At 70.0% G+C, this 6,897-nt stretch carries 7 protein-coding genes; 3 read left to right on the top strand and 4 right to left on the bottom strand.

Features of this window, described 5'->3' with window-relative positions:
• From ACFPZ3_RS59220 to ACFPZ3_RS59210, 3 genes are all read right to left on the bottom strand, one after another.
• A partial coding sequence (locus ACFPZ3_RS59220; RefSeq protein ID WP_379523254.1) for a neutral/alkaline non-lysosomal ceramidase N-terminal domain-containing protein occupies positions 1-528 on the bottom strand: 528 nt, incomplete at its 3' end.
• The gene (locus ACFPZ3_RS59215) at positions 519-1,298 is read right to left on the bottom strand and encodes a sugar isomerase domain-containing protein (RefSeq protein ID WP_379523253.1); all 780 of its coding nucleotides are present in this window, start codon (positions 1,296-1,298) and stop codon (positions 519-521) included. The genes ACFPZ3_RS59220 and ACFPZ3_RS59215, both read right to left, overlap by 10 nt.
• A gap of 63 nt (positions 1,299-1,361) precedes the next feature.
• Positions 1,362-2,351 (bottom strand): LacI family DNA-binding transcriptional regulator, encoded by a 990-nt coding sequence (locus ACFPZ3_RS59210; protein WP_379523252.1) that lies wholly within the window; start codon positions 2,349-2,351, stop codon positions 1,362-1,364.
• Positions 2,352-2,451: 100 nt separating this feature from the next.
• On the opposite strand from ACFPZ3_RS59210, the gene ACFPZ3_RS59205 reads away from it, so the two are divergent.
• The 3 genes from ACFPZ3_RS59205 to ACFPZ3_RS59195 all read left to right on the top strand — a co-directional run bounded on the left by ACFPZ3_RS59205 (position 2,452) and on the right by ACFPZ3_RS59195 (position 5,954).
• Positions 2,452-3,657, top strand: a complete 1,206-nt coding sequence (locus ACFPZ3_RS59205) for an AGE family epimerase/isomerase (RefSeq protein WP_379523251.1) — start codon at positions 2,452-2,454, stop codon at positions 3,655-3,657.
• Positions 3,654-4,403 carry a 6-phosphogluconolactonase gene (locus ACFPZ3_RS59200; RefSeq protein WP_379523250.1) on the top strand — a complete coding sequence of 250 codons (750 nt, stop codon included), beginning with the start codon at positions 3,654-3,656 and terminating at the stop codon, positions 4,401-4,403. Before ACFPZ3_RS59205 ends, ACFPZ3_RS59200 begins: the two co-directional genes overlap by 4 nt.
• Before the next feature lie 672 nt (positions 4,404-5,075).
• Positions 5,076-5,954, top strand: coding sequence for a phage baseplate protein (locus tag ACFPZ3_RS59195; RefSeq protein ID WP_379523249.1), 879 nt, complete (start codon positions 5,076-5,078; stop codon positions 5,952-5,954).
• 200 nt (positions 5,955-6,154) lie between these two features.
• Here the strand turns inward: ACFPZ3_RS59195 and ACFPZ3_RS59190 are convergent, their stop codons facing one another.
• Positions 6,155-6,577, bottom strand: a complete 423-nt coding sequence (locus tag ACFPZ3_RS59190) for a BP74-related protein (protein ID WP_379523248.1) — start codon at positions 6,575-6,577, stop codon at positions 6,155-6,157.
• Between the last annotated feature and the right edge of the window lie 320 nt (positions 6,578-6,897).

Raw genomic sequence — 6,897 nt, 5'->3', positions numbered from 1 at the left:
TACGACGGGGACCGCGGGGTGGGTGAGGGTGCCGCCACGCCGGTTGGTCGCGACGCCGTGGAGGGTGCCGTGACCACGGCGGAGCACGGCGGGCGCGAGCGCGTCCAGCGCGGCGGCGCCGGCGGCGACGATCTGCGCGCAGGCGTGCTCGACGTAGCGCGGGTCGGCGACGCCGCCGATACCGCCCCTGGTCACCGCGGGTCCCGCGTGCGTGTGCGTCACCGCCACGGCCACCGCGTCCTCCGGGATCCCGGTACGTTCGCGCAGGTCGCGGGCGATCCGCCGGGTGGTGTCCGGGTCGAGGGCGATGAGGTCGGCGGAGATGACGAGGGACGTGGCCGCGCCGTCGGAGACCGCCACGGCGGTGGCGAGCAGCGGGTCGTGCACCGCGATGGAGGCGGAGACGCGGGCGGCGTAACCGGCGAGGGAACCGCCGGGCGGTGGCGTGATGTCGGCGACCGCGGCCCCGGCGAGCAGGTGGGAAGCGGCCGGCGACCATCGACGTGTTGTCCAAGGCGTCACAACCATCGCACCCGCCCGCGGAAACGATCGAGGAAGAGCCCGTTGCGCTCGTCGCCGCCCGGCGCGTTCCCGCTGCGCCAGATCTCCGGAACCGTCCCCCGCTCGGCCAGCTCGGCGATCGCCGACGCCACGACGCAGTTGAGCGTGAAGGCGTTGGCGAACGTCGAGATCGCGCCGATTCGCTCCGGCACCCCCTCAACCTCGAGTACGGCGTCGCCGACCGGCACCTTCGTGTCGATGTGCAGGTCGACGAGGTCGTGCAGGTTCTGCTTGGTGGGATGCCGGGCCGGATGGCCGGGCGCGGTCCGGTCGGCGTGCTCCCTGGAGGAAACCCCGATGACGGTGGCGCCGCGCTCCCTGGCGGTCAGCGCGGCGTCGATGAGCGCGGCGTTGATGCCGTAGGCGTTGACCAGGATGAGCAGATCGCCCGCCCCGATCCGGTTGTCCTCGATGACGATCCGGCCGTAACCGGGGGTGCGCTCGATGGCCATGGACCGCAGCGCACCGCCGGACAGCAGCGTCCCCTCGTCCAGGATCGCACTGACGTTGACCAGGCCACCGGCACGGAAGAACACCTCCTGCGCGGCGAGGTTCGAGTGCCCTCCGGGACCGTAGACATAGATGAGCCGATCGGCTCCGTGCCGGGTGATGTGGTCGGCGATGAGCCGGGCGGCCGACCCGATGGCGTCGGCCTCCTCGGTTTCGATCCTGCCGATCAGGCCGGCGACCTGCTCGGCGTACGTCCGCATGAGCGACGTGTGCCGTCCGTTTTGCACCTGCAGGCTCCTCGTGACCGATGAAAGCGATTGCAGGCATTTAAGACCATGGCCGAACCTGGGTCAAGAGGTGGACCGCGGCCCCGTGGAGTCGCGGGCGACGAAGACGCCGGGCAGCGTGACGTGCTCGGGCGGGCCGCCCGGCGCCTCGATCCGCCTGGTCAGGACCTGGACCGCGGTGGCGCCGAGATCGTCCATCGGCGCGGTCACCGTGGTCAGCGAGGGCGTCACGGTCCTGGCGAGCAGCACGTCGTCACAGCCCACGACGCTGCGCTCCCCCGGCACGGAGACGCCGCGCCCGGCCAGCTCGGCGAGCACGCCGCACGCGGTGAGGTCGTCGAAGGCGAAGGCGGCGGTGGCCTCGGTCCCGAGCAGTGCGGCGCCGGCCTGCCTGCCGCCCTTGAACGTCGCCCGGAACGGGCCGAGCTCGGCGAGCTCCACCTCCCGGCCCCGCGCCCACCTGCGGATCGCCTGGGAGCGCCGGGCCGCGGCCCACGACGCGCTCGGCCCGGCGAGCAGCGCGTAGGAGCGGTGGCCGTGCTTGTACAGGTGCTCGCCGACGTCGAACAGCGCGCTGGTGTTGTCGCAGACCACGGAGGACAGCTCGCGCAGCGGGCGGTTGAGCAGCACGCAGGGAAGCCCTCGCGCGGCCTCGCGCAGCGCCGCCGACGACGAGCGCGGCGAGGCCACGATCACCCCGTCCACCCTGCTGCGGAGCTGGGCGACATGTCGCACTTCGGCCGCCGCGCTCTCCTCCGCGTCGACCAGCATGAGCGAGCTTCCCATCCGCTCCGCCGTGTGCTGGATCGACCGCACGAGCAAGGGGAAGAACGGGTTGGTGATGTCGGAGACGATCAGCCCGATCATCTCGGCCCGGCCCGTGACCAGGCCGCGCGCGGCCGAACTCGGCTGGTAGCCGAGCTCGCGGGCGGCGGCCACGATCTGTTCCCTGACCGCCTCGCTGACCAGCTCCGGGCGGTTGAAGGCCCGTGACACGGTCGCGGCGGAGACGCCGCACCGCTGGGCGATCGAGTAGATCGTCGGCTTGCTCACGCCGCGCTCCTTCGCATTGGCTTGACCGGAGTACTCTAGCGAAGCCAGAATCCATGCAATCGCTTTCATTGTCCTTGAGGGACCCGAGGGAAAGGACGGCATGGGGCCCGAGCAGATCGCGCGCAGGCAACTCGAAGACGTCATCTTCCCGTTCTGGCTCGAGAACGGCATCGACACCGAGCACGGCGGGTTCTTCACCTGCTTCGACAATCGCGGCCGGCGCAGGCTGTCCACGGACAAGTTCACCTGGTCGCAGGGCCGTTTCGTCTGGCTGCTGGCCCGCGCCGCCCGGCTCGCCGACCGCGGCCTGCTCTCGCTGGACCCCGCCCTGCTCATCCGGTACGCGGAACGCGGCGCGTCCTTCCTCCTCGACCACGCGGTCCGGCCCGGCGGAGAGTGCGCCTACATCCTGGACGAGCGGGGCGGGCCGCTGCCCGCGGAGCGCAGCGTCTTCGCCGACGCCTTCGTCGCCATGGGGCTCGCCGAGCTCGCCACGTACACCGGCTCAGCCGAACACCTCGCGGTGATCGACGCGATCGTCCAGCGGATCGCGGACGACGTGGAGGCGGGCGATCCGCCGACCCCGCCGTACCCGCTGCCGCCCGGCTGCTCGGGCTTCGGCGCCCGCATGATCGTCCTGAACGCCCGGCTCGACCAGGCACGCGCGCACCAGGCGGCCTCCGGACGACCGGCCGGAGCGGAACTGCGCGCCGCGCGCCGGGCCATGCTCGCGCACCGGGAGGACGGCGGCCTGTTCACCGAGACGTTCGTGGCCGACCCCGGCATGCGTGACACGATCCTGGCCCGCCACCGCACCCCCGGCCACGCGCTGGAGGGGATCTGGATGGCGATGGAGGCGGGCGACCTGCTGGGCGAGACCGGCGATCACGGTGACCTGGTCGCCAGCGTCTCCGCCCTGTGCGAGGCCGGATGGGACGACGAGCACGGCGGGTTGTTCCGCTACGTCGGCGTCTCCGGCCGGCCGTACGGCGGGCCGTACGAAGACCTGGTCAGGCGGACCTGGACGACCAAGTTGTGGTGGGTCCACACGGAGGCCGCCTACGCCACCCGGCTGGCGGCCCAGCGCTACGGCGACCGGAGGGCGGCCGGCTGGTTCGACCGGATCTGGGACTACACGCTCGGCACGTTCCCCGGCGGAGCGGACGGCGAGGAGTGGATCCAGATCAGGGACCGGGCCGGGGCTCCCCTCGACGAGGTCGTCGCCCTGCCGGTCAAGGACCCGTACCACATCTCCAGGAACCTCATGCAGATCGTCGAGCTCGGTGCTCAGGAGGGCCGCCCGTGACCAACCCCACGATCACTCGGACCGTCGGATCACTCGATGTCCGGATATTTCAGGATAGGGCGGAGTCGGGCGCCGCAGCGGCGCGAGCTGCTGCGGCGGCCCTGCGCACGGCCCTGGCCACCCGCGACGAGGCCAGAGTGATCTTCGCGGCCGCGCCCTCACAGCGCGAGACGCTGGCCGGACTGCGCGCCGCCGAGGGGATCGACTGGGACAGGGTCGTCGCCTTCCACATGGACGAATACCTCGGCCTGCCCGCGGACGCGCCCCAGCGCTTCGGCCGCTTCCTCCACGACGAGCTCTGGGACGCGGTACGCCCCGGCACGGTCCACGTGATCGACCCGGCGGCCGGGAGCGCGCGCTATGCGGAACTACTCGCCCGCGGCCCGATCGACCTGGTCTGCCTGGGCATCGGCGACAACGGCCACCTGGCGTTCAACGACCCTCCGGTGGCCGACTTCGCCGACCCCCTCGCGGTCAAGGTCGTCGAGCTCGACGACGCCTGCCGGCGGCAGCAGGTCAGCGACGGATGCTTCGCCACGCTCGCGGACGTGCCCGAGCGGGCGGTCACGCTGACCATCCCCACGCTGATGGCCGCGCGCACGCTGGTCGCGACCGTGCCCGGTGTCAACAAGAAGGCCGCGCTCTCCGCCGCCCTCGACGGGCCGATCGACGAGAGCTGCCCCGCCTCCGTCCTGCGTACCCACCCTGACTGCACGCTCTTCGCCGACTTGGAGGCCTACCAGTGAGAATCGGTCTCACGGCGGAGGCCGCCCGCGTCCACGCCGAGGCGGTGGAGGGCGGCGCCCAGGCCCGCACCTTCGCCGTGACCGCTAACCCGCCGTGACCTCGCCGGCGGGCCGGTCGAGGGGCCGGTCGAGGGCGCGCACGCCGGCGGCGACCTGCGTACCCACCGCGATGGCGATAACGCGATGCCGAATTCCGAGGCCGTGCCACCGATCCACCAGCCGGTGTAGTCGCGATCGCGGAACAGCAGCCGTGAGCGGCGAGCCAGCGAACCTTGACGCCGACGGATGGCTGATGCGCTGCCGGCCGGGATGAGGTCCCGGCCCAGCCGCACAACCGACAACGCCCCCTGTGTCGCGGGACATATGGCTTCTGGCGCGTGACGTGCCACATTTCGCCCGTGGTTCGTTTTATCGACACTCATCGGTCCGATTGCTAGGTTGATCGTGATCAACCAAATCAGCCGAACGACCGGCAGGGTGATGCACTTGCGCGAAAATACCCACATCGGCGGAGCATCTGCCGTAAGTCGTCGCACGCTCCTCCGAACGGGTACAGGGATAGCCGTCGCCGCCGCCAGCGGCGGCCTTTCGTTGTTCACGGCTGAATCGGCGTCCGCGGCCGTCCCGGCCTCGCAGCGTTTCGTCTTCGAGGGGGCCGGCGGCAATCCCGTGGTGCGAGCCACACTTCACCAGCCTTACTGGGCGATGCAGTCCTTCGCCTTCGACCACGTCCACGGGCACATCTACTTCGCGCAGACCAAGGTCGGGAGCACGAACGGCGACCTCTGGATGACCAGGACCGACCTGAGCGGCAAGGTGCTGGGCGCCATGACGCTCCACGGGTTCGACCACGGTTCGTCGATGGCGATCCAGCCGGACACGTCCGGCTCTCCGTATGTGTGGCTCGCGGGCGACTGGAGGAGTTTATCCCCCGGTACGGCCCCGAACAGCCACACGATCTGCCGTATCAAGTACAGCGACGGGGGCCTGCTCGACTACGCCGACGACGCGGGGATCTGGAAATTCCCGATCGGCCTCTCCGACTTCCGGGACTGTCCGAGACCGTCGATCGATCCCTACACCAACCGGCTGCTCGTCCGGTACATGGGGACGACGAGCCCGTGGCGCCTCGCGCTGTTCGACCTCCCCGCCGTCCTCAGCAAGGGCATCAGCGACACCACTCCCATCCTTGCCAAGCGCGCCCTCCCGACCAACGCCCAACTCGGCCTCTCAGACTCCGACGCCTTCCAGGGCGTGACCTCCTACGGCCAGTACGCGTACCTCTCCTACGGCGGTCCGCCCGCGCAGCCCTCGGACCCGGCCAAGCCGTCCTACCTGGTCCGTCTCGACATGAACAAGGCCGGGGGTTCGGTCGAGGAGGTGTACCGGACGAGAGCGGGCGAGTCGCTGTCCGGTCGCGAGCCTCAGGGAATGGCGATCTGGCGATCATCGGGCGGCCCGCGCCTCGCGTTCGGCTTCTCCAGCAAGATCAGTGGCAGTCCTGACCAGTTCCGGGCGACCGTCTTCTACAAGAGCGACCTCACCGGGTAAGTCACCATCTGCCGGCCGAGACTTATCTCCTGGAGGAGTTTCGTTGCCGCTGCACGCCGAGGAAGCGAATCGCCACCACGCCGGTGATCACGACAGCTGTCGTCCATACAACCCCTTGCCCGATGGTCGTGATCACCTCATGCTCGGGCATGCGGGCGGCCCCCGGAGCGGTTCTCCAGGGGCCGCGATGGCAAGCGACGTCAGTGAACTTCGCGTACGAGCCTGGAAGACCAGTCGCACCAGACAAGGCCAGGCAGGAACGGCCCGCCGGCCTCGTCCAGGTAGTCCTCGACGTAGGGGATGGTCGCGTCACAGACCTCGATCGCGACCTCGAAGAAGCCGATCGTGTCGGATTGCAGGTGGTAGCTCCAGCGTGGGTTGTAGGGGGCGGAGCGCTTGGAGATGCGTCCGATTACGTGTGGTTCGTCCGTGGTGCTGCCGCTGAGCAGGTCGCGAGCGTGCTGGATCTTGCCGGGGTCGGTGAGCTGGATGACGAACTCCTCGCGAGTGATGTCGGTCATCACGAAGTAGGCTGGGGACGCTGCTTGGGCGGGCGGGGTGGCGACGCTGAACGTCGCGATGGCGGCGAGAACCGCGAGGATCCTGGTCAGGCTGCTGTGCATGGAGACCCCTTCCAACTGCGCGTTACTACTTTGAGTTACTAATGCAAGCGCTAAGTAATCACGTGAAGATGAGAACAGCCCCTAGCCTCACAGTGACAACACAGTCACCGTCCGCAACAGCCCTCCGAAGTCTGGCCGCATGCTGTCCTCAGCGTGGCGAGGGACGGTGGAGCGGGGTGACGTTCGGTTCGGGCAGCTCCAGGTGCGCCGTATGGACCGCCAGGACACGCGCAGTACCGCAGAATTGCCGCAGGATTTCGCTGCTGGAGTTCGGCCCGCTGCCGCGCACCTCCGCCGGCACTCGACCCGGCGGCCGTGGA

Source organism: Nonomuraea insulae (genome assembly GCF_042656245.1).
The sequence above is the reverse complement of the archived record's forward strand: the minus strand, read 5'-3'. Positions and strand labels throughout refer to the sequence as shown.